The following is a 19,597-nucleotide window of genomic DNA, read 5'->3' on the forward strand; positions in this document are numbered from 1 at the left end:
CCCCTACCCCCTACCCCCTATCCTCATACCGAAACAACCTCTAGTTTCCTTGCAAGCTGTACCTTGGGAGCCACTTCTTGAGCAAATAATCTCATTGACTTTCGGACATCTTCGTTAAGCAATCCCGGTATATGCATCTTAACCCCCAAATAGTCAACCTTGCTTTGTGAAATGTAATGATTGAGTTGTTCTGCAACAGTCGTAGGAGAACCGACAATGTAATTGAGCCGCCATAGCAAATCCGGTAAATCTTTAGGCGGTTCATAGGGAATACGCCCCTGGCGTTGTGCAGCCAGATATTGAGGCAGTTTTTCCCTAACGCTAAAAAACAATTGGGCTGCTTCAGCAACGCTTTTCTGTGCTTCTGCGTCCGTTTCGCCAACATATACCAGTCGAAATCCTCGCACAAATCCTTTACCGCCTGCTTCTCGATAAAGATCGCTGTAAATATTTTGAGTTGTTGCGTCTTCTCCCTGTCCAATCAGTAGATTTAGACCAAGTTGAGCACCTAAAAGAATTGTGTTGCGATCGCGAACTCCCAACCAAAATAATTCATGCATTCCTTGACGAGGTTGAGGCGTAATCTGGGGACCTTGACGGTTCAAAGAAAGATAATCAAGTAATTCAAGAAGTATATTGCGGAATTGGTGATGCTTTTCAGCCTGAGTTAATCCCATATGTTCCATGTCAGCGGGGCTACCATGCCCTAGCCCAAACATCACTCTTCCCTCTGTTAACAAATCCAATAAAGACACAGCTTCTGCAAAACGCAGAGGACTATCTAAAGTGAGAATTTTGATAGCAGTTCCCAGTTTAATTCGTGTTGTTTCTGCGGCTAATTTTGCAATTAACACTTCTGGAACCGGTAGCCGACCATAAAAAGCCTTAGCTCGTACAAAATGATGTTCTCCAAAAGAACAGGATTCAAAACCGAGAGTTTCAGCTAGTTGCACATCTTCAACCGTTTGGGCAAAAAATTCTTTGTCTTCAATTTGAGGAGGTGCCCACATTTGATGAAACAGACCAATTTCCATAGAATAATCCTTTGTTAATCTTTTAATGGGAAGGGAAAAGTCCGACCTACGAATTACTATTTGCTAATTCTTTAGGTAACCATTGAGGATTTTTGGCAACTAAATTTTTCACCTGAATCTGCTTTGAAATAAGACCCAAACTGAAAAATGTATCAGCAACTCCTTGTTGTTCGGCAATAATTTTTTCATCAACAGGTAAAACACCAAAAGTTTGTCGTCGTAACATCACTTCTAGAGACTCAACTTCAATTCCCAGTTGAGAAGACAAGAACTGTGCTACCTGGCTGGGGTTTTTATTTGCCCAATCACTTGTTGCTTGCAATTCCTCTAGTATCACCTTAATCAAATCAGGAGAATTTTGAGCAAATTCTGGTGAAGCGATCGTAAAACCCCTATTTGATGTCAGCCCTTCACCATCTGTTAAAACACGTAATTTTGATGAGCGTTGCAATCTAGCATAAAATGGGTCCCAAATAGCTAGTGCATCAACACTTCTTGACTCAAATGCTGCGAGTCCTTCTGCTGCTGTTGTAATAGGGACAGAATTAATATCCTTAATACTCAACCCTTTAGATTGTAAAGCCTTGACTAGTAAATAGTGGAGATTCCAACCCCGACCGTAACCGACTTTTTTGCCTTTGAGATCTGCGACACTTTTAATCGGCGAGTCTTCATGTACAACATATGCTAAGCTGTTTGGTCGTTCTGGAGTTGCTGAGATATACACAAATGGTACATTAGAAGACTGACCAAAGACTAATGAAGCATCAACCCCTTGAGCATAATCGAGAGTTTTTGCATTCATTGCCTCTAGCAGAACTGGTATAGTGGGAAATTCAATCCAACCAATAGAATTTTCCAACGATTCAAAACGTTTTTCCAATTTCTTTTGAGATTTTAGAATATGTAAGGGAGAACCTTTTAACCAGCCAATTCGTATCGGGTTTGAATTGTTATTTTGAGTGTCTAAATTAGGTTTCTGAGATTGGTTTTGAGTTTGACAACTAGAAAACAGTGTCGAAAAAGCAAATGACCCAGCTGTAAGGAGAAAGAAACGACGGTTAAACTTTAATGAACTAAAGCTGTTATATCTTGTCTTCATTTTCCAATTGACGTAAATTCGACATTTTACCATTGACCGATACTTCCATCCCCTTCCGATAGCAGTTTGATAACTCCAGCTAGGGTCACATTAGATACATAAGCATCACCAGACTTCTTAGGAACTTGAACAAATTCCCCTGCTATTTGCTTTGCAATTTCAATTGCTTCTCGATCGCTAGTAATTATGTGCGCCATAATGACCCCTGTTTGCCAAAAAAAGTATGAGGGATAAAGTCTGAAAGATAAGATGCTTTAATATCTGGTACAAGCTCATACCAATAAACACTAAATCCACTTTTAACTTGCCTCCTAAAAGCGGATTAGGGAAAGATGAACAATTCTTAATTAAATAGTTATAGACTATTTAATTAAGAATTGCCCTGCTGTGGCTAAACTGACAACTCGCTAACTCCGGTAATTCAGTCGAATTAAAGTATTTTATTGATAGGTAGGACTTTATCATGATTAACGTTGAAAAGCAAGTAAGTAGCTCTTTAGGCAAAACTTACCGTGCATGGGAATGGTTAATCCAGACTTAGACGTATGATGCGTTTGTTCTCCCAAAATCCGCACATTCCAATCAGGAGAATTCACTCGCTTGAGCAAGTCCCATAGGAGAAATACGTCAATATCTGTAAATTTCTCGAAAGCCACGATCGATATATCCATAGATGCTACCTCGTAAAAGCCGTGGACAAAAACGTAGCGCCAGCTACAGAAAGTATATTTTTAAGTGCTACAAAATCTCTTTCACACTTTCCGTAAAAATTTTTGGTTCTTCAGTAAAAATCTCTGCCCTCTCTTTCCTCTGCGTCCTCTGCGTCCTCTGCGGTTCAAAAAATCACTTTTCAAATGGTCTGAAATAATCAATAAATTTTATTTGTCAAATCAATAGCAATAAATATTTGCTCTTATTAATAGAGTTGATTAAAGTAAAATTGACCAGCTATTCGTAGGCTATGTACGATGAAACTCTCCAACAAATCTGAATACGCAATCCTAGCGATGGTAGCATTGACTAAGGAATACCATAAAAACGAATCTTTACATATTCGAGAAATAGCAGCGTTACAAAAGATACCAAATCGTTATTTAGAACAACTGCTAGCAACCTTGAGATCGGGAGGTTTGATTAAAAGCATACGAGGAGCCAAGGGTGGTTATGTTTTGGCACGAGATCCAAAAAAGATTACAGTTTTAGATGTTTTGAAGTGCATTGAAGGAGTAGATGCTGCTTTGCCTACTGTGGATTCTACCTGCGAGACAGCAGAAGCAGAAGCCATTCAAGAAGTTTGGCTCGAAGCAAATCAAGCAGCGCACGAAGTCTTGCAAAAGTACACTCTGCAAGAACTTTGCGATCGGCAAGCAACTAGACAGCAAATAGAAACTATGTACTACATCTAAAATAAAAATAGATTTATACCGCGAGCTGCTCGAAAAACACTATAAATTTCTCAAGGTATTTATACACATCTCTTATCTTATTAAAAATTGGGAAAACACCCATTTCGTTTCCGTTGCTCTAGAATACTACCTCGCTCCGACATTCATAACTTTTGAAGCGTTTGGCTGGTTTCGACGTTCTTGCAAAGCTTTATCAACTAATTTTGCAACTAACCAAGAGACAGAGCGTTCTTCCACCTCTGCCCATTCTTCCAGTTCCCTTTTCCACTCAGGAGGAACATAAGCCACCACTCTCTCTAAATCTGTCTTTCCACCCATTAGAAGTACCAGCTTTTACGAATTTCCCTAATATTTAGCATACAAGCAATGACCTAAATTGTGCCAAGCTGTGCTATGCTGTGCTAGCAAGGCATAGCATGATAGAAAAAGAATTTGGTTATGAACAATCAAGTAGGTTTTTCAATAGCTGGAAATTTTCTGCAACCACTATCTCATCGCGGAGTGGTCTTGCTCTCAGCTAGAGAGTTAGAGAAGATGCGATCGGTTGGGCAACTTGCTGCAAATTTACTCAAGCATCTTGAACCACTAGTGCAACCTGGAGTGAGCACCCAAGAATTAAATGATGAAGCAGAGCGTTGGACACAAGCTAACGGTGCAATCAGCGCCCAGCTTGGCTATGCACCTCCCGAACATCCTCCTTTTCCCCGTTCAATTTGCACCAGTGTTAATGAAGTTGTTTGTCACGGAATCCCCAACCGCAAACAAATCCTCAAAAACGGAGACATCATTAATATTGATGTGACTCCAATTCTAGACGGTTATTACGGTGACACCTCAAAAACGTTTTTGGTTGGTAATCCGTCAGCCTCAGCCCGAAAACTAGTTGAGGTTACTCATGAGTGCATGATGCGAGGAATTGCTGAAATTAAACCAGGGGCAAGAGTTGGGGATATTGGCGCTGCTATTCAGGAATACGCCGAAGCAAATGGATTCTCAGTCGTGCGAGATATGGTTGGACATGGAGTTGGACGACAGTTTCATACAGAACCACAAATTCCTCACTACGGTCAAAGAGGCAGTGGTTTGAAACTACGTCCAGGAATGGTGTTCACTGTTGAACCCATGCTTAATGAAGGAAGTTGTGACATCAAGTTTTTAGCTGACCGTTGGACTGTGATTACCAAAGACAAAAAACTCTCCGCTCAGTTTGAACATACTGTTGCAGTAACAGACTCAGGGGTAGAAATCTTGACCTGATGGGAATACAATTCGCTTTAACCACTTTGCCACTGCCTGTCGAGCAACGGCAAGTGGTTTTGGTAAAGCTATCAACCTTATTTATCCACGAGTGCGACAATTTTTCAGGAAAGATGAGGCAACATAACCTTCAACGGGGGCAATAATTCTTGTCCAATTATTACCTTCACTACCATCAGTTACTCCCAGAGCAACGCGAGTGCCATTTCGCAACGAACCGACAATTTTACCCCTATTGTTAGGAGTTTGGCGAACATTAAGTGTTGAACCCGATTGCACCGATACTACACAAGAGCCAACAGAAGTTTGAGCTAATAAAAACTGAGAACTCTTTTGAGAAATTGTTGGTGCGATTTGATTTATTCCTTGTTGTACAGTTCTTTCGACTGCAAAACTAGCCCAGTTAGTTCCACCCCAGTTGGTTACTGCAACAGTAGACATCATTACAAATGTAGCTGTCACACCTTTCATTGTTTTGTTCAGAGTAGATTTGGTATCAAGCTTAATTAATTGGTTGACTATATTTAAAAAATCGATAATTTCAAATACACTAAGAAGTCACAGCATTTCGGAGTCAATTTGGTACTCATAAGGGTACTTTTCCTTATTTACCCCCATAATCCCTTTTTGGAAAGGAAATTGAATTTCCAGTTCCCTCCCCTTTCCAAGGGCTACACACAAGTTGGATTTACCCCCCTTAACGCTCTTTCATCACTTTCGCTCCTCGAAAATTTGAAATCCTAATTTTCATGTAAGTCCGCGCAGGCGGACTTTGTTTGTATAGCCGCGACTTCTAGTCGCCTCAGTTATTCTCCCTCTAGAGTAAGGTTGCGATAAACGATGTACAGTCCCAGAGTGCTGAGTCGCAACGATAAACGTAATCTTTTTACTTTCATTACGGAATTTAGAACAGAAACCGTGTGGTAATAAGTGAAAAGTTTTTAGCTGACTGTTGGACTGTAATTACCAAAGACAAAAAACTCTCCGCTCAGTTTGAACATACTGTTGCAGTAACAGACTCAGGGGTTAAAGGCAGTTAACCAAAAATCTTGAGAAAGTTAGATAATTCTATAGAAAGCAAAGTAAAATCTCTAGAAAATGAAGAAGTATTTAGCGATTGGAGAGGTGGCAAAACTCTGCATGAGTAAGAGTAGAAACTGCTCATAATTGGACGAACTCAAGAAAATTAGAGTTGATCGCGACAGATGGAGGGCATAGGCGATATCCCATTGAACAGTTTCTTGCTCAGCCCAACCGAGAATCTAGAATAACTATTCTTTATGCATTCGTTACGTTCTCACGACCAAAAAGAAGACTTGGAACGGAGCGTGTCAAGTTCTGCAATCTCTACAACCGATGCCGAACTCATTAAAGACTTGGTTCGGGGACTTAACTATAAAAAGAAGGGATTGACACGTGTTATTACCTTGATAACTCAAGGATTGGTAGCAGAGTTAGTGATGACTTACACTCGATAGACTATTGAGATTTGGGAGCACCTTGTCTTTGCAATGTGCGAACAGTTTGGAACGAAGGTGACCATACGATTGGCAGCCAGTAGAAACGACTTTTGAGCAAGACTTAGCTACGGACGTGTTAGAGATTATTACTGTATTTTCCGCACGTCTTTATGGTTCCCGTAGTCGAAAAAACCTGAAACTCATGAGAGAACTGCACGAGATATCTTTAAAAGAACTTTGAATTAAATCAGGCGCTCTAGTTGCTAAACATAGCGATAACTCTGGTATAATCTCAAAAAATGAGGTGAGCGTGTGGCAGAATCGACCAAAACCTATACAGATCAAGTAGATTTTTGGCACTGGGGAGAGTTATTCACTATCTCCAATTTAATTGACTCTGCTCGCCATCATTGTTTGTCCATGATTTTGGCTGGAAAAAGCCAACTCGACTGTCACAAAGAATTACAACGTTTATTCAATATAAATAAACGATACAGCAATTCTATATACACTGAAGTTCAAGGAATTGTTACCAATGCTAACAAAAACAGAGCCAATCACATCAAATTTTTATCAGGTCAGATTAAGTCAATAAAATCTGATATTAGAAAGCGCTCCAAGCAAATTAAAGATTTCGCCAAGCAAGAAAAGAAATTAACCAATAAAAATAAAAGCGCCAAAAAAGGATTTAAATCTGACAAATCAAAAAGTCAAACCAAAATCAAAAAGGCGTGTAGCATTTACGCAAGGCAGCGTCAAACAACGCAACTCCAAGACGCGAAATTTGGTTTACATCAAAAGAAACGACGATTGTATCTGCTTCAGTCACAATTGGCTCATTTGAAGTCTACATCACCCAACTACGCATTGCCAGACAATGACAGCTTTGTATTAGTTGGCAGTAAGGATGAGTCCTCAGGCAACCAACTAGCACAATTCAATTACATTGAAAATCCGGATAGCTTTGTTCTCTCTATCCGCACTCCCTATGCGCTAGAAGAAAGACTCGGCGGTGATTACATTCGGATTGATGGATTAAACTTCAAACATGGCTTCCACGATCTGGTTGAATCTATCTCAGAGCGTTGCTATAAGGTAAAAACTAAGGACGGAACCGAGAAGTGGGCAATTGGTTGTAGTGCTGTCACTATTCGATTCTATTGGAAAGATAATTGTTGGTACGTTGCAGCCACAACAGATGTAAATCTAAGAGAAATTACGTCTGAGTATTTGTCTGGTTACGTAGGTGTGGATCTAAATGCAGATTCAATTGGATGGGCTGTTTGCGATCGCCAAGGCAACTTGCTCGAATATGGCGATTACAAGTTGGATTTGCATGTCCTCAGTTCAAATCAGAGAGAAGCTATCTTGAGAGACGCTGCCACATTTATTGCACTCAAAGCTCTTGAATATAATTTTCCAGTTGCATCTGAGAAATTGGATTTTTCCGAAAAGAAGAAACTACTCAAGGAGAAAGGGAAGAAATATGCACGAATGTTATCATCATTCGCTTATACGCAATGGAACGAAGCTTTGGATAATGCTTGCTCAAAATACGGCATTTATCATAAGAAAGTAAATCCGGCTTTTAGCAGCACGATCGGAATGCTCAAATTCATGTCTATGTATGGCATGAATTCAGCGTCATCAGCAGCATTCGTTATTGCACGTCGAGGTAGAAGATTTTCTGAACGATTGCCCAAACAACATCATTTACTCCCTTCCAAGTCCGCCTATACCGATAAAAAGGTAAAGCACGTTTGGTCGCATTGGAGTCAATTGTCAAAGAGTCTGAAATTGATTCCGAGACATCAATATTTTCATGCTCGTCCTAACAGGACACGAAAGGTTAACTCATTTTGTCAGCTGACTTGCTCTGTAAGTCCGCCTAGACTTGATGAGAAGTTAATTCAATTAACGCTTTTCGATATTGGTGTGATTCCAATGGGTAACGATACAGTAACCGTTGCTGTATCTAGGTCTAGAAAAACTCGTAGATGTACAAAAAATTCATTTACCCAGATTTCTCTAGATTTAAATTAGCGGTAGAAATCTTGACTCTTCCCTAAATCTTAGAATTTAATGCTTTTCTACTTTAGATCGTACTTATTCAGGGTCGTCGTTAAACATCAATAAGCCATATTTCTCTGGGAGAAGTTGGAAGCCCAGCCCTCGGTAAACTGCCTGTGCTGCAGTGTTATAGTCAGACGTAAACAACACAGCACGATTCACTTTTTGGGACTGTGCGCTTAGTAAAGAACCTGCAACCACGCATTTAGCATAACCTTTTCCACGCAAATTGGGCGGTGTCCACACTCCGCCAATCTGTACAATTTCTGGTAGACAAGCATTAAAGGCAGAGTAGGACACAATGCTTTCTTCTGCTACAAGTACCCAATGTGTTGCCGTTGCTTGACGCGCTTCAATAGTTCCATAACAATTTTGTCGCAGCCTGGGCGTGTTTACTTGTTTCAATGTTTCTACGCTGTAATCAACGCACCACTCTGTTAGTAATTCCAACTCATCCGGATTTGGTAAACGACATTGAACTTGTCCTGATGCTAGTATTGTAGGAACACGTAGGTCTTGTAGTGCCAATGAGAACAACATTTCGCGATCGCTGAATCGCGTTGGTCTGTTGGCAAGCCCCAACACTTCTCGAGCCGCCTCTACCTGTTTTGCGGGTCCGCTAATTCCAGAAATAGTTTTACCTGACTGACTCACAACTTCCTGCACAACAACTTCAAGGTGAATCGGGGCTTGGACACACATAGCTTGTAGCCTGCCCTATCAAATGAACAAGCTACAAGCTTATTCATTTGATTCAATAGCCTGCACAGTAAAATATTGAGATTCTGGCATTTGAGCGCAAAAACACATATGGAGTGGAAATTTTCGTCTTCTTGTGGCAAAAGTTTGTGTACTGGGCAAAAATGGCAAAATTTATTTAGGTTTCTATTTTGGCAAAGGTACTGTTTGAATAACCATGTTTCTGCTATTAACCACTAACAACTAACAACTAACCACTCACTCTTTTCATGCTACAAGCTGCAAACGTTTGACTCGCGGCATAATTTCCTCTGCAAACCGATTCATCTCCTTTGAAAAAGGATGAAATTGCAACATGAAAGTCTCGATACCTATCTCAACAAAATCTGAAATTCTCTCTGCAACTGTGTCATAACTGCCAACAAGCCCTGCAGCCGTTCCACCATTACCCCCAACCGCAGGATTCTTGGCAAAAATTTGGAACATAACTGCTTCGGGGTCAATTCCTTTGGCAAGGTTCAATCGGTAATGTTCTTCCTGCTTTTGAAGCGCCATCAATCTGTCAAACTCTGTTTTTGCTTCTTCCTCAGTAGGTCGAGCAATTACAAACCCTGATAAACCAAAACGTAATGGCTTTGGTAAGTTTCGCGATCGCGTTAGAACTCCTTTAATAAACTTGCGGACATCTTCAATGGGTTGACCATTAATAAAATATGTATCCGCTTCTTGAGCAGCTAATATCTGCGCTGCGTCCGATGCTCCTCCAAGATAAACACGGGGATGCGGTTTGGAAATTGGAGCAGGGCGAAGGCTCAAATCTTGAATTTTAAAGTACTCCCCCTGAAAGTTAACTCTTTCTCCACTCCATAATAACTTGACAACTCGAAGCCACTCGGTTGAATAGCGATAGCGTTCATCGTGGGGTGGAAAAGGAATTTTTGTGCGTTCCATCTCCGGACGATACCAAGCACTGACCAAATTTATGGCAAAACGTCCGTGACTGATAGCATCTATACCTAATGCCATCTTTGCTAAAACGGCAGGATGGAAAAGCAAAGGCTTGATTGCTGCAATAATTTCTATTCTGTCAGTTGCGTCAGCTAAAGCAGCAGCTGCTGTCCAAGTTTCAAGCTGATCTAAATCCAAGCTCCGAGGGTTAGCAATGTGCTGCGCTACTAGGGTTGTGGCAAATCCGAGGCGTTCCGCTTCAAGGACAAGGGAACGAGTGCGATCGTAACTGGCATCGATTGGTTCATCAGGACTATTAAGCGGTCCAAAGTTACCACCTACAGGTGCCCAAATACCATAGCGAGGTTTTGACATAAGCTCTATATAATGCTGTTACTTTATGTAAAACTGTGTCCAAGAGAATTTCTCAGAGTTGTACCTGTACACTTTGCTTTATCTATTTATTATACACTAATTTGATTGACTTACCGTATTAATTATTTATGTTAGGAATAATACACATATTGCTACAAAAATCAAGATATACAGTTGTAAATTACCCTTATCCTCAATCTTTCTCCCTCAAAGGACACAGCTGGTCAATGAGAGACTGAACCCCTAATTCGTTCCCAGGCGGAGCCTGGGAATGCCGTCCGTTGGAGGCGGAGCCTCCCGTTACGATCCAGCCTAGCTGTGCAAAGCCTCGCACTGTGCATTCACAAACCCATGTACCGGATCGAGAGAGTACCTAATGAATCACTATATATTAACTTAATACTATTGCTTCTTTTTTCTTCCTTATTTTGAACAGAAAAGCTGATAATTTTGTTGAGCAATGCCTGATTTCTCGTGAATTAATAGTTTTTTTAAAGGAAAAAGTAAATGATTATCGACCCCTATCAAATTGACCCAAGAACTGCTTATCAATTACTCATTGGCTCAGTTGTTCCCCGACCGATCGCGTGGGTTTCCACTGTTGCAACAGACGGTACATACAACCTTGCGCCTTTCAGTTTCTTCATGGGCGTGACAGCCAATCCACCAACTCTGGCTATTTCTTGCGGTTTACGGCGTGGTGCTGGAAAAAAGGATACCTTGGTAAATGCGGAGTCATCTGGGGAATTGGTGGTTAATGTAGTTGTTGAAGAAATAGAGCAACAAATGAACATTTCCAGTGCTGAATTTCCACCAGAAGTGGATGAGTTTAAAGAGGCGGGACTCACACCAATTCCCTCCGTTAAAATACGTGCGCCGCGAGTTGCTGAGTCACCCATTAATATAGAGTGTCAGCTCAAGCAAGTGGTATACGTAGGAAACGAAGGCAGCCAATCTGGTTTAATTATTGCGGAAGCACTCCTGTGGCACATACGTGATGATATACTGACTCCAAAAAACACAATAGATGTTTCTAAACTACACGCAATTGGACGTTTGTCAGGAAACTGGTACAGTCACACCCGCGATTTGTACGAAATTGCTCGTCCAACCGAAAGGTCTTCTAATATTAAATCGGGTAGCAGTTGAAGGATTATAAAAACAGTAGATTTTCTGGACTGTATTTGTAAAGAAAAGGAAAATGATAATGCGTAAATGGCGGTTATTACTATTAGCTACCTTACCTCTAATTCTCTCACTTAATGCCTGTGCTGGAGCATCAGGAGGTAGTAGTACAAGTCGTTTGGATACAATTAAAAATCGTGGAAAGTTGATATGTGGTGTTAGTGGATCGTTACCGGGTTTTAGTTATGTCAAACCTAATGGCGAATATGCAGGAATAGATGTAGATGTGTGCCGTGCGATCGCCGCCGCACTTTTTGACGACCCAAAAAAAGTAGAGTTCCGCAACTTAAACACCAAAGAACGCTTTACCGCTTTACAAACTGGTGAAGTAGACATCCTCAGCCGCAACACAACATGGACAATTAGCCGAGATACTTCTGTTGGGCTAGAATTTGCCCCCGTTGTTTTTTACGACGGTCAAGGAATAATGGTGAAAAAAAATAGCAACATTAAAAAGCTAGAAGAACTCAAAGGAAAATCCATCTGCACTCAGACAGGAACTACCAACGAACAGAACCTATCCGATCAAATGCGTCAGAGGGGCGTTAACTACAAACCTCTTGTTTTTGAAGATGTTAACACAGCCTTTGCCGCTTATGAACAAGGTCGTTGCGAAGCTGTGACAGCAGATCGCTCTGGGTTGGTTTCTCGCCGCGCTATCATGAAGAACCCAAACGACCATGTTGTTTTAGATACCGTTATGTCTAAAGAACCCTTAGCGCCAGCTGTTGTTAATGGGGATTCCAAGTGGTCTGATGTTGTGAAATGGACTGTATTTGCGTTGATTAATGCCGAGGAGTTGGGAGTCAATTCTCAAAACGTCAACCAACTCGCCACTAGCACCAATCCAGAAGTGAAGCGCTTGTTAGGTACGGAAGGCGATCTTGGGAAAGGCAGTGGTTTAACAAATGATTTTGTGACCCGTATTATTAAGCACGTAGGTAACTATGGAGAAGTTTACGAACGTAATTTAGGCAAGAACTCTGAATTAAAATTAGATAGAGGTCCAAACAAACTTTGGAACCAAGGCGGTATTCTCTATGCACCTCCATTTCGGTAAAAATTTTGGATTTTAGATTTTAGATTTTAGATTGAGGAATGTTTGTACCTGATAAAGATTCAATCCGTCAATTTACACATGAGTCAATCCCAAAATCTAAATATTCCTAATTCCAAATCCAAAATCAAAATCCAAAATCAAAATCCAAAATCCAAAATCCAAAATCCAAAATCCAAAATCCAAAATCCAAAATCCAAAATCCAAAATCCAAAATCCAAAATCCAAAATCCAAAATCCAAAATCCAAAATCCAAAATCCAAAATCCAAAACCAAAATCCAAAATCCAAAATCCAAAATTCTTATGACTCCCTTTTGGCGCGATAAACGATTTTGGCCTGTTGTCGGTCAGTTAATAGCTGTATTTACAGTTGCCATTGTAGTTGCGATACTTTGGCACAATTTGACTTACAATTTACAAAGGCTGGGCATTCAATTGGGATTTGATTTTTTACAGTCCCAAGCATCTTTTGATATTGGCGAAACTCCCATTTCTTACCAGCCTTCTGATTCCTACAGCCGTGCTTTACTGGTTGGATTACTGAATTCCTTACGAGTTGTTATCGTTTGTACCATTGCAGCCACAATTGTAGGTATAACGGTAGGAGTCGCAAGGCTATCAGATAATTGGTTGGTACGACAGCTAGCTCTGGTTTATGTAGAAATTTTACGCAACACTCCTGTACTTTTACAATTATTCTTCTGGTACTTTGCTGTTTTTCTTAGTTTGCCACAAACTGAAACTCAAATTTCCTTTTTTGGTTTACTAAACATTAGCAATCAAGGTCTTACACTTCCTTTTGGAATCCACTTTTCCCCAGAATTATCCGCATTAATTTTGGGATTAACACTTTACTCTGCTGCTTTTATAGCAGAAATTGTCAGAGCCGGAATTCTCTCAGTACCAAAGGGGCAATGGGAAGCAGCAAGAGCGTTGGGTTTAAAACCGAGCCTAGTTATGCGGTTGGTGATTTTTCCTCAAGCGTTGCGGTTAATTATACCACCACTGACAAGTCAGTACTTAAATATAGCCAAAAACTCTAGTTTAGCGATCGCAATTGGTTACGCTGATATTTACTTTGTTGCTTCCACAACTTTTAACCAAACAGGTAGAGCTGTAGAAGTTATGCTTTTAATTATGGCGACTTATCTCACAATGAGCTTGATTATTTCTCTGACAATGAATTTCTTTAACCGTAAGGTGCAATTGAAGGAGCGATGAGCCTGTTAAAAAACCAAAATCCAACAATCTGGCAATGGCTGCGAAAGAATTTGTTTAACAACTGGTTCAACAGTATTCTCACTGTTGTTTGCCTGTGGTTTCTTGTCTGGGCAATCAAGAATATCTTAACATGGGTATTTACTCAAGCAAAATGGGCAGTTATACAAGCTAATTTATCTCTATTTTTTGTTGGTCGTTTTCCTCAAGAACTCTATTGGCGACTTTGGCTGGCATTAGTCATTATTCTTGGTCTAACTGGTTTATCATGGGGAGCGATCGCAAAACGGTTTCCTAGTAGGTTCAACACCTGGTTACCCCTTGGATGGGCGCTGTCTTTCCCAATGATTCTGTGGTTAATTGGGGGAGGTTTGGGACTGCAACCTGTAGAAAGTGGTTTGTGGAATGGTTTGCTGCTGACTTTGCTAATAGCAGCCGTCAGCATAGTTATATCTTTTCCCTTAGGGATATTATTAGCGTTAGGGCGTCAAAGTCAGTTATTTTTCGTGCGTTGGTTTAGTATTCTATACATCGAACTTATTAGAGGGCTGCCATTGATTGGAATTTTGTTCCTCGCTCAAGTGATGATACCCTTATTTTTACCACCAGAAATTCGTTTAGATAGAGTGCTGCGGGGAATGGCTGGCTTAACCTTGTTTAGTGCGGCTTATTTAGCAGAAAATGTACGTGGTGGGCTTCAATCAATTCCACGCGGACAATTTGAAGCAGCTAGATCCTTAGGGTTTAACACCCCATTAACTATGCTACTTATAGTTCTGCCTCAAGCACTGCGTGCTGTTATTCCAGCCCTTGTTGGGCAATTCATTGGTTTATTTAAGGATACTTCTTTATTAGCAATTGTTGGATTATTAGAATTAACAGGAATTGCCCGTTCCATTCTTGCTCAACCCCAGTTCCTCGATCGCTATGCAGAAGTCTATTTATTTATTGGGGTCATCTACTGGATTTTTTGTTACTCCATGTCTCTAGCTTCTCAACGCCTGGAAAATCGGTAAGGGGACAAGGGAGACAAGGGAGACAAGGGAGATAGGGGAGAATAATTTATACAAATGACAAATAACAAATGACAAATAACAAATGACAAATGACAAACCAACAAATTATTATAGCCCAAGATGTGCAAAAGTGGTACGGAAAATTTCACGTTTTACGAGGTGTGAGCCTAACAGTAAATCGGGGAGAAGTTGTCGTACTGATGGGACCTTCTGGTTCGGGTAAATCAACTTTTATTCGTACCTTTAATGCTTTAGAAGAGTACCAGCAGGGACGGATTGAAATTGATGGTATTGCTCTGACAAATGATTTGCGAAACATTGAAGCAATTCGTCAAGAAGTAGGAATGGTGTTTCAACAATTCAATTTGTTTCCTCACCTAACAGTCTTGCAAAATATTACTTTGGCACCAATCTGGGTGCGGAAATGGTCAAAGATTAAAGCAGAAGAAGTAGCTATGCAGTTACTGGAACGAGTGGGGATTTTGGAACAATCACAAAAGTATCCAGGACAATTATCTGGAGGACAGCAACAAAGGGTTGCAATTGCTAGATCTCTAGCAATGCAACCCAAGATTATGCTTTTTGATGAGCCGACTTCAGCTTTAGATCCAGAGATGGTGCGAGAAGTTTTGGATGTTATCAAAACTCTTGCTGCTGATGGTATGACTATGGTTGTTGTTACCCATGAAGTGGGTTTTGCACGTGAAGTTGCAGACCGAGTGGTTTTAATGGATGGTGGTTTAGTGGTTGAGGAAGGCACTCCGGATGCATTTTTTCAAAACCCGCAGCACGATCGCACTCGCAAGTTTTTAGCCCAAATTCTTTAGTAGGCGGGTGCGATCGTAATTGGACAAGCAAATTCTTAAATGGTTTTTGTGGATTCATCCTAACGTCAGTATTCCACTTTGATAATTCGCCACCAAAGGCACAGTAAACATTAAGACACCGTAGGTTGGGTTGAGGAACGAAACCCAACATTTAATGAAATTGTTGGGTGTTACTTTGTTCTACCCAACCTACCACAATACATTTGGACATTTAAGATTTACTTTATAAATGACCTCTTAATAATGTAGATGCAATGACTAAGTTCAAACAACAGATTTTGCATTTTTTAAAAGCACATATTTAAATAATAATTCTAAAAGGTTACTAAAAAATTCTAACTTCTGGATTCTTATCAACAGAAGTTTTTGAAATTATTTTGTCAGGCAGCTATAATGCAGGCATACTTTCGCGACATGGGCGCTCGCGAAAGGGGTAATGCCTGATTGGGTTGCTGCGGTTTTACGGTACTACGTCCATCCGCACGTGGTACGCTCTATTTGTCCAGATTTTTGAGTACTGTTGTTACTGAATTGAGAATACTCGCATCTAAAACTTAGAGCTAGCATAAGTTTTAACGCACTAGCCCAAATTATTTAGTTTTGCGATCGTAATTGGGGGAAGCGAATTCTTAACCAGCGTAGCAAGCGGAACCAACTTTTTGCTGGTTGTTCAAAGAACGTGAAGATATCACCGTAAGCTTCGTGAGTTTTGTGATGGTGTTGCCAATGTCTTTCTGGAGTTGTAATGAAAAGAATTCGACAAACAAACTCCACTGATTTTGGGGTTTGCCAATTCAAGATACTTGTATGCCTCCACCATACATGAAACTGACCGAGTAGCAATCCACATACAACGCCAATAGGTGAAAAAAACCACAAAACAACTGCAATTAGGAAATACGGCAACGCACCTAATAGACCATCCAAAAGAACCAGGGGATTGAGTGTCAAAATCGCGTAATGACGAAAGTGCTTTTTGTAGGAGTGGTGAGTTTGCAAATGAAGGCTACCAAAAATATGTTCCGGTATGTGATAGCAGAAAGTCGAAAGGAAATCTCCAACTACAAGGAGTATCCCGGCACACGCGATTGCTTTGAGCATGTGTCATCCTCATTTTAAATATGGAAGTGTTTAGATAGCTTTTGAGAAGAACAAAACGAATCATAATACCATAAATATGAACTTTGTCAAGCTGCACAAACAGGGATTATTTTGTAAACAATCGCTTTTAAGCAGAGTTATTAGTTCATTTGTCTAAATACTACAGTATTTTTATCGATTAAGTGATGTTTTTGCAAAAAATTTTAAAGTCAAAAATTTGACACAGTAGTCAGGGGAACGACTAACTGCTTGAGAGTCAAAACACTCCTGTCTATTGGAGATATAGCAGTTTTCAGTTGGGTGCAATACATAAAAAAGTTATGGAACCGCAGGCTGTAGCAGCCCGTAGCGGATAAATCTGTACTTCATTCAAGTGAAAACCGCTATAGGGTTAAACGTAGAATAAATTGCCGAGCTACTGACAATGCGATCGCGAAGCCCGTTAGGTAGCAATACTACTACAGTAGGACGTGGCACAAATTAGGGCTTGTATAATACTTTCCTCTTCCAGTTCTGGAAACTCTTGCAATATGTGTAAAAAAGTTATTCTCATTTAAGTGAATATACATTATCTTTTTGTCCTATAAATAACTTTTTTTGCTTTAGTTATCGTGATACTTATAGTTTAAAATCATGCTGCTAAAGTGTCAGTACACTAATCAAATTTGGGCATAACAAACCTAATTTCTATGCCTGTAAGTATTGAATTTTAATTGCTCCAACTTAAATTAGCATTATTGTACCGACGTTATAGTCTTTAAATCTTTTAAAACAAAGTAGTATATAATACAAAAAAATAAATATAATTTCAGTATTTATACTTTAATTCAGTTAAATCTTGGCAGTTTGATAATATGCAAGTTACAATGCGGTTTTGTGTGATAAATATACTCAAGTTCTTAAGCAAGAAGCATAATATTACCTAAAGTCAGTGAGTTTCGTAGATTAAAGGACAAAGTAAATCCAATGGAAGCCTCCCCCGCTAAAGTTATTCAGTATTTCAACGGTGAAAAGCAAAATCTAATTCCTCTCTTTCAGCGCCCATATACTTGGACTGAGAACAATTGGCAAACACTCTGGGAAGATTTGATGGTGCAGTATGAAGTGGGCGATACTGGCACCCACTTTATGGGAGCAATTGTCTCTGTCCCAGCGCGTAGTGTACCTGTAGGAGTTAGTAAGTATCTCATCATTGATGGACAGCAGCGTCTAACAACTGTGTCGTTACTTCTTTGTGCTTTGCGTGATTGTCTTGATTCAAATTCAGCCTCTCGTATACAGGAAGTTTACCTCACAAACCGCTTCCGTAATTTGGAAGACACTTTGAAGTTAGTGCCAACACAGGTTGACCGAGATGTGTATCGCACCATTGTCCTTGACCGTGAGGTTCCATCAAACAACAAAGATGTTCGGATGGCGGCGGCTTATCACTTCTTTAAAAAGAAGCTCAAAAGCTCTGACCCTGACAATTCTATAGATCCCACCAAAGTGCTAATTACCCTGGAGCAATGTCTCCAAGTTGTGATGATCAACCTTGGCGATGATGACGATCCATATTTGATTTTTGAGAGCCTGAACTTCAAGGGTGAACCACTCACTCAAGCTGATTTAGTGAGGAATTATTTGCTGATGCGCTTCCGCCACTCGATTTCTGCAGGCGGCGAGCAGGAGCGGGTTTACTCTAAATATTGGATTCCACTTGAGAATATACTTAAATCTAATCTCACTGAATTTCTTCGCCACTACATAATGAAGGATGGAGATGACATTAAGCAAGGTGGCATTTATGCGGCTATTAAAGCGAAGTTAATTAGTATGAACTCAACCGAACAAGTCGAAGTGGAAGTTCAATCTATGCAAAGGTTTGGAGAGTTTTATGCTAGGTTCCTCTTCCCAGACCAAGAAGAAACAGCAAACATTCGTGATTGCTTGGAGAATATTAAAGAACTTAAAGTCACAACCTCTTATCCGCTATTACTCCGCCTGTTTGATGCTCGTCAGGCTAGAGATCTGAGCGAGGTTGACTTGGAGAAATGTCTTAGATTAGTCGAGTCTTTCGTCGTTCGACGGGCTGTTTGTGGAGTACCGACTAATTTGTTAAATAAACTGTTTATTCAGTTAGCTAAAAACTTTCCTGATGCGAATCATGTTCTATGGTTACACCGTTCTTTATCATCGGGTAGCGGTAGGGGCCGCTTTCCTAAAGATTCTGAATTTGCCACAGCCTTTATAAGCCAACCACAGTATGGGCGTGGGAGCACTCGTTTTATCCTTTGCCGTCTTGAAAAATCTTTTAACCACAAGGAAACTGTAGATATTTCAACAACAACAATCGAGCACGTTCTACCTCAAACGCTGAATCTGGAATGGAAAAATGAGCTAGGTTCAGAGGCCGAGAAAGTTCATACTACCATGGTTGATACATTCGGCAACTTGACTCTGACTAGTTATAACTCAGAGTTAAGCGACCTCTCATTTTCAGAGAAGAAAACTAGATTGGAGAATACTCATATCGAGCTGAACCGTTGGATTCTTCAACAAGCGAGGTGGGGAGGCGCACAAATTGAGGAACGAGCAAAGAGTTTGTTACTTATAGCCAGTAATATTTGGTTGAGTCCCTTAGATTAGATATAACATTTTATTAACTTAGCAGAAGGTCAAACCAAGGAATATCAAGGTAAGAGTACTCTTCGTGCTGAGTATAATTAACACCCTAGAGCGCCGGTCGAGTAGAAGTAGTTGACATAAAACGCAAGATATGCAAAGTGTTAAAATCTGGAATTTTAGTATTCCGTCTTTATGCGTTCGCGTAGCGTCTCCAAAGGAGAATCGCTAAAAATC

At 40.3% G+C, this 19,597-nt stretch carries 20 protein-coding genes and 1 pseudogene; 11 read left to right on the top strand and 10 right to left on the bottom strand.

The genetic code is table 11. The features are described from left to right. Window positions 1–23 precede the first annotated feature (23 nt). The 4 genes from F7734_RS53815 to F7734_RS53830 all read right to left on the bottom strand — a co-directional run bounded on the left by F7734_RS53815 (window position 24) and on the right by F7734_RS53830 (window position 2,807). Window positions 24–1,034 (bottom strand): LLM class flavin-dependent oxidoreductase, encoded by a 1,011-nt coding sequence (locus tag F7734_RS53815; protein ID WP_155752435.1) that lies wholly within the window; start codon window positions 1,032–1,034, stop codon window positions 24–26. 46 nt (window positions 1,035–1,080) lie between these two features. Beyond that, entirely contained in the window at window positions 1,081–2,136 is a 1,056-nt protein-coding gene (locus F7734_RS53820; RefSeq protein ID WP_166482736.1) for an aliphatic sulfonate ABC transporter substrate-binding protein, read from the bottom strand. A 26-nt stretch (window positions 2,137–2,162) separates the two neighbouring features. Next, window positions 2,163–2,333, bottom strand: coding sequence for a hypothetical protein (locus F7734_RS53825; protein ID WP_155752437.1), 171 nt, complete (start codon window positions 2,331–2,333; stop codon window positions 2,163–2,165). A 270-nt stretch (window positions 2,334–2,603) separates the two neighbouring features. Continuing rightward, window positions 2,604–2,807, bottom strand: coding sequence for a hypothetical protein (locus tag F7734_RS53830; RefSeq protein ID WP_155752438.1), 204 nt, complete (start codon window positions 2,805–2,807; stop codon window positions 2,604–2,606). 297 nt (window positions 2,808–3,104) lie between these two features. On the opposite strand from F7734_RS53830, the gene F7734_RS53835 reads away from it, so the two are divergent. Further along, window positions 3,105–3,542 carry an Rrf2 family transcriptional regulator gene (locus F7734_RS53835; protein ID WP_155752439.1) on the top strand — a complete coding sequence of 146 codons (438 nt, stop codon included), beginning with the start codon at window positions 3,105–3,107 and terminating at the stop codon, window positions 3,540–3,542. A 126-nt stretch (window positions 3,543–3,668) separates the two neighbouring features. Here F7734_RS53835 and F7734_RS53840 read toward each other — a convergent pair whose 3' ends face one another. Continuing rightward, entirely contained in the window at window positions 3,669–3,860 is a 192-nt protein-coding gene (locus tag F7734_RS53840) for a CopG family transcriptional regulator (RefSeq protein WP_155752440.1), read from the bottom strand. Window positions 3,861–3,980: 120 nt separating this feature from the next. Here F7734_RS53840 and map point away from each other — a divergent pair, with 120 nt between their 5' ends. Beyond that, window positions 3,981–4,799, top strand: coding sequence for a type I methionyl aminopeptidase (gene map, locus F7734_RS53845; protein WP_155752441.1), 819 nt, complete (start codon window positions 3,981–3,983; stop codon window positions 4,797–4,799). 81 nt (window positions 4,800–4,880) lie between these two features. Here the strand turns inward: map and F7734_RS53850 are convergent, their stop codons facing one another. Continuing rightward, complete coding sequence (locus tag F7734_RS53850; RefSeq protein WP_207714428.1) at window positions 4,881–5,261, bottom strand: SH3 domain-containing protein; 381 nt, start codon at window positions 5,259–5,261, stop codon at window positions 4,881–4,883. A gap of 473 nt (window positions 5,262–5,734) precedes the next feature. Between F7734_RS53850 and F7734_RS64730 the strand changes: the two are divergent. The 3 genes and pseudogenes from F7734_RS64730 to F7734_RS53865 form a co-directional block, all read left to right on the top strand. After that, window positions 5,735–5,839 (top strand): annotated as a pseudogene (locus F7734_RS64730) (type I methionyl aminopeptidase); the annotation flags it as partial. Window positions 5,840–6,079: 240 nt separating this feature from the next. Beyond that, window positions 6,080–6,277 (top strand): hypothetical protein, encoded by a 198-nt coding sequence (locus tag F7734_RS53860; RefSeq protein ID WP_155752442.1) that lies wholly within the window; start codon window positions 6,080–6,082, stop codon window positions 6,275–6,277. 294 nt (window positions 6,278–6,571) lie between these two features. After that, window positions 6,572–8,302 (top strand): hypothetical protein, encoded by a 1,731-nt coding sequence (locus F7734_RS53865; protein ID WP_155752443.1) that lies wholly within the window; start codon window positions 6,572–6,574, stop codon window positions 8,300–8,302. A gap of 63 nt (window positions 8,303–8,365) precedes the next feature. Here the strand turns inward: F7734_RS53865 and F7734_RS53870 are convergent, their stop codons facing one another. Then, entirely contained in the window at window positions 8,366–9,031 is a 666-nt protein-coding gene (locus F7734_RS53870) for a GNAT family N-acetyltransferase (RefSeq protein WP_155752444.1), read from the bottom strand. A gap of 264 nt (window positions 9,032–9,295) precedes the next feature. Further along, window positions 9,296–10,351, bottom strand: a complete 1,056-nt coding sequence (locus tag F7734_RS53875) for an LLM class flavin-dependent oxidoreductase (protein ID WP_155752445.1) — start codon at window positions 10,349–10,351, stop codon at window positions 9,296–9,298. Between the two features lie 507 nt (window positions 10,352–10,858). Between F7734_RS53875 and F7734_RS53880 the strand changes: the two genes are divergently transcribed. Then, window positions 10,859–11,500 carry a flavin reductase family protein gene (locus F7734_RS53880; protein WP_155752446.1) on the top strand — a complete coding sequence of 214 codons (642 nt, stop codon included), beginning with the start codon at window positions 10,859–10,861 and terminating at the stop codon, window positions 11,498–11,500. Between the two features lie 52 nt (window positions 11,501–11,552). Further along, entirely contained in the window at window positions 11,553–12,596 is a 1,044-nt protein-coding gene (locus F7734_RS53885) for an amino acid ABC transporter substrate-binding protein (protein ID WP_155752447.1), read from the top strand. 96 nt (window positions 12,597–12,692) lie between these two features. Here F7734_RS53885 and F7734_RS53890 read toward each other — a convergent pair whose 3' ends face one another. Continuing rightward, window positions 12,693–12,890 (bottom strand): hypothetical protein, encoded by a 198-nt coding sequence (locus F7734_RS53890; protein ID WP_155752448.1) that lies wholly within the window; start codon window positions 12,888–12,890, stop codon window positions 12,693–12,695. A 7-nt stretch (window positions 12,891–12,897) separates the two neighbouring features. Here F7734_RS53890 and F7734_RS53895 point away from each other — a divergent pair, with 7 nt between their 5' ends. From F7734_RS53895 to F7734_RS53905, 3 genes are all read left to right on the top strand, one after another. Then, window positions 12,898–13,815, top strand: a complete 918-nt coding sequence (locus F7734_RS53895) for an ABC transporter permease subunit (protein WP_155752449.1) — start codon at window positions 12,898–12,900, stop codon at window positions 13,813–13,815. Continuing rightward, on the top strand, window positions 13,812–14,828 hold the full coding sequence (locus F7734_RS53900; protein WP_155752450.1) for an amino acid ABC transporter permease: 1,017 nt from the start codon (window positions 13,812–13,814) through the stop codon (window positions 14,826–14,828). The genes F7734_RS53895 and F7734_RS53900 overlap by 4 nt, the downstream gene beginning before the upstream one ends. Before the next feature lie 89 nt (window positions 14,829–14,917). Continuing rightward, window positions 14,918–15,655 carry an amino acid ABC transporter ATP-binding protein gene (locus tag F7734_RS53905; RefSeq protein ID WP_155752451.1) on the top strand — a complete coding sequence of 246 codons (738 nt, stop codon included), beginning with the start codon at window positions 14,918–14,920 and terminating at the stop codon, window positions 15,653–15,655. Between the two features lie 594 nt (window positions 15,656–16,249). Here F7734_RS53905 and F7734_RS53910 read toward each other — a convergent pair. Then, window positions 16,250–16,756, bottom strand: coding sequence for a fatty acid hydroxylase (locus F7734_RS53910; RefSeq protein ID WP_155752452.1), 507 nt, complete (start codon window positions 16,754–16,756; stop codon window positions 16,250–16,252). Between the two features lie 966 nt (window positions 16,757–17,722). Between F7734_RS53910 and F7734_RS53915 the strand changes: the two genes are divergently transcribed. Further along, the gene (locus F7734_RS53915) at window positions 17,723–19,384 is read left to right on the top strand and encodes a DUF262 domain-containing protein (protein ID WP_155752453.1); all 1,662 of its coding nucleotides are present in this window, start codon (window positions 17,723–17,725) and stop codon (window positions 19,382–19,384) included. Window positions 19,385–19,597: the final 213 nt, after the last annotated feature.

The sequence above is a fragment of the Scytonema sp. UIC 10036 genome (genome assembly GCF_009725235.1).

Bases quoted from the DNA above. Each gene is read 5' to 3' on its own strand.
- F7734_RS53815 (WP_155752435.1), bottom strand. From the start codon at position 1,034: ATGGAAATTGGTCTGTTTCATCAAATGTGGGCACCTCCTCAAATTGAA.
- F7734_RS53820 (WP_166482736.1), bottom strand. From the start codon at position 2,136: ATGAAGACAAGATATAACAGCTTTAGTTCATTAAAGTTTAACCGTCGT.
- F7734_RS53825 (WP_155752437.1), bottom strand. From the start codon at position 2,333: ATGGCGCACATAATTACTAGCGATCGAGAAGCAATTGAAATTGCAAAG.
- F7734_RS53830 (WP_155752438.1), bottom strand. From the start codon at position 2,807: ATGGATATATCGATCGTGGCTTTCGAGAAATTTACAGATATTGACGTA.
- F7734_RS53835 (WP_155752439.1), top strand. From the start codon at position 3,105: ATGAAACTCTCCAACAAATCTGAATACGCAATCCTAGCGATGGTAGCA.
- F7734_RS53840 (WP_155752440.1), bottom strand. From the start codon at position 3,860: ATGGGTGGAAAGACAGATTTAGAGAGAGTGGTGGCTTATGTTCCTCCT.
- map (WP_155752441.1), top strand. From the start codon at position 3,981: ATGAACAATCAAGTAGGTTTTTCAATAGCTGGAAATTTTCTGCAACCA.
- F7734_RS53860 (WP_155752442.1), top strand. From the start codon at position 6,080: ATGCATTCGTTACGTTCTCACGACCAAAAAGAAGACTTGGAACGGAGC.
- F7734_RS53870 (WP_155752444.1), bottom strand. From the start codon at position 9,031: ATGTGTGTCCAAGCCCCGATTCACCTTGAAGTTGTTGTGCAGGAAGTT.
- F7734_RS53875 (WP_155752445.1), bottom strand. From the start codon at position 10,351: ATGTCAAAACCTCGCTATGGTATTTGGGCACCTGTAGGTGGTAACTTT.
- F7734_RS53880 (WP_155752446.1), top strand. From the start codon at position 10,859: ATGATTATCGACCCCTATCAAATTGACCCAAGAACTGCTTATCAATTA.
- F7734_RS53885 (WP_155752447.1), top strand. From the start codon at position 11,553: ATGATAATGCGTAAATGGCGGTTATTACTATTAGCTACCTTACCTCTA.
- F7734_RS53895 (WP_155752449.1), top strand. From the start codon at position 12,898: ATGACTCCCTTTTGGCGCGATAAACGATTTTGGCCTGTTGTCGGTCAG.
- F7734_RS53900 (WP_155752450.1), top strand. From the start codon at position 13,812: ATGAGCCTGTTAAAAAACCAAAATCCAACAATCTGGCAATGGCTGCGA.
- F7734_RS53905 (WP_155752451.1), top strand. From the start codon at position 14,918: ATGACAAACCAACAAATTATTATAGCCCAAGATGTGCAAAAGTGGTAC.
- F7734_RS53910 (WP_155752452.1), bottom strand. From the start codon at position 16,756: ATGCTCAAAGCAATCGCGTGTGCCGGGATACTCCTTGTAGTTGGAGAT.
- F7734_RS53915 (WP_155752453.1), top strand. From the start codon at position 17,723: ATGGAAGCCTCCCCCGCTAAAGTTATTCAGTATTTCAACGGTGAAAAG.